The organism is Mesorhizobium sp. M1E.F.Ca.ET.063.01.1.1 (genome assembly GCF_003998155.1).
Lineage (GTDB): Bacteria > Pseudomonadota > Alphaproteobacteria > Rhizobiales > Rhizobiaceae > Mesorhizobium.
In genome coordinates this window covers 1-2,064 of record NZ_RZSC01000920.1, presented here as the reverse complement: position 1 = coordinate 2,064, position 2,064 = coordinate 1, and the positions used below count along the sequence as shown (strand labels likewise).

Below are 2,064 nucleotides of genomic sequence, written 5' to 3'. Positions count from 1 at the left end.
GAATATCCCGACGGCTACCACGTGCCGCGGCACCGGCACAGCCGCAGCCAGTTGCTGCACGCGCTGGTCGGCGTCGTGCTGGTGACGACCAAGCACGGCCGCTGGATGGTGCCGCCCGACCATGCCATGTGGATACCGGCCGGCATCGAGCATTCGGTCGAGATGCTGGGCGATGTCTCGATGCGCTCGGTCTATGTCACGCCGGACGCCATTCCCGGCCTGCCGGAGGGCTTGCGCGTCGTCGGCATCACCGGGCTCATGCACAGCCTGATCGTCGAATCGGAGAAGTTGCCGCAGGGCGGCGAGCTCGAAGGGCGCGCCGGATTGATCATGGGGCTCTTGCTGCACGAGATCCCGAACCTGCCGGAACGGCCGCTCGGTCTGCCTTTCCCGTCGGATCCGAAGCTCGCGACGCTCTGCCGGCGCTTCGTGGCGGCGCCTTCGCCGCATGCGACGATCGACGAATGGGCGGATGCCGCGGGCATGAGCCGGCGCTCGTTCACCCGCGCCTTTCAGCGTCAGACCGGGCTGTCGCTGTCGACATGGCGCCAGCAGGCCTGCCTGTTCGCGGCGTTGCCGAGGCTTGCCGACGACGAGCCGATCACCAGAGTGGCGCTTGACCTCGGCTATGACAGCGTGCCGGCCTTCATCACCATGTTCAAGCGCATGCTGGGCGCCTCGCCGCGCGGCTATATGCGCGGCGCGCGCGAGGCGGGCGAGGGGGCAAAGCGGTTAAGCGGCCCGGTCCGTGCCGAAACCGCGGTGGCTTAATCGAACAGGCTCGAGACCGATTCCTCGGTCGCCGTGCGCGAGATCGCCTCGCCCATCAGGTCGGCGATCGAGATGACGCGGATGTTGGGCGCGTCGAGCACGGCCTGGCTCGGCTGGATGGAATCGGTGATCACCAGTTCCTGCAGCTTCGAACCGGCGATGCGGGCAACCGCGCCGCCCGAGAGCACGCCATGGGTGATGTAGGCGGTGACGCTGGTCGCGCCGTTGGCGAGCAGCGCGTCGGCGGCATTGCAGAGCGTGCCGCCGGAATCGACGATGTCGTCGATCAGCAGGCAATCCTTGCCGGCGACGGCGCCGATGATGTTCATGACCTCGGATTCGCCGGGGCGCTCGCGGCGCTTGTCGACGATGGCGAGCTGCGCGTCGAAGCGTTTTGCCAGCGCGCGGGCCCGCACCACGCCGCCGATGTCTGGCGACACCACCACGACGTTGCCGAGCTGCTTGTATTTCGCCTTCACGTCGCGGGCCATCACCGGCACCGAGAACAGATTGTCGGTCGGAATATCGAAGAAGCCCTGGATCTGGCCGGCATGAAGGTCGAGCGTCAACACGCGGTCGGCGCCGGCGCGGGTGATCATGTTGGCGACGAGCTTGGCCGAGATCGGCGTGCGGCCGGAGGCGCGGCGGTCCTGCCTGGCATAGCCGAAATAAGGGATGACCGCCGTGATTCGCCTTGCGGAGGAGCGCATGAAGGCGTCCATCATGATGAGCAGTTCCATCAGATGGTCGTTAGTCGGGAAAGACGTGGACTGCAGGATGAAGACATCCTCGCCGCGCACGTTTTCCTGGATCTCGACGAAGATCTCCTGATCGGCGAAGCGCCGGACGCTGGCCTTACCCAGCGGGATGTTGAGATAGCGAGCGACCGCTTCGGCCAGCACCCTATTGGAATTGCCCGCGAAAAGCTTCATGCACCGTTCCTGGTGAAGGATGGAGAGACCAAACAGACTCTCATGAGCCTTTTATGCGGGCTTTTAGCGGCCCGCGCCGGTATTGCAAGCCTCGTGATCGGGAATCCTTCGACAAGGCGCAACAAAGGCTGTCGGCATCGCAAGCCGGCAACACAATAGGGCGCCCTAGCCGGCGCCACCGCTGCCCAGCCAGGCGGTGAACTGGTCGATCGTCTGGTCGGCGATCGCCTGCATGGTCGCGGGAGCAACGGCCGGCCAGCCCTCGGTGCTGCCGACCGAAGGCGACTTCTGCTGGCCATTGATGCGGTGCAGGCGGTTGCCCGAGGGGTCGTAGACGTCCCAGACGTAGATGACGGTCGTG

2 protein-coding genes and 1 pseudogene are annotated in these 2,064 nt (G+C 65.9%); 1 reads left to right on the top strand and 2 read right to left on the bottom strand.

Annotated elements, in window-relative coordinates; translation table 11 throughout:
* A partial coding sequence (locus EOA29_RS34265; protein WP_145969981.1) for a helix-turn-helix transcriptional regulator occupies nt 1–771 on the top strand: 771 nt, incomplete at its 5' end.
* Here the strand turns inward: EOA29_RS34265 and EOA29_RS34260 are convergent.
* Together EOA29_RS34260 and EOA29_RS34255 are read right to left on the bottom strand one after the other, a co-directional pair.
* Complete coding sequence (locus EOA29_RS34260) at nt 768–1,703, bottom strand: ribose-phosphate pyrophosphokinase (RefSeq protein WP_126092380.1); 936 nt, start codon at nt 1,701–1,703, stop codon at nt 768–770. The two genes, EOA29_RS34265 and EOA29_RS34260, sit on opposite strands and share 4 nt — an antisense overlap.
* Before the next feature lie 165 nt (nt 1,704–1,868).
* Nucleotides 1,869–2,064, bottom strand: a pseudogene (locus tag EOA29_RS34255) (hypothetical protein); the annotation flags it as partial.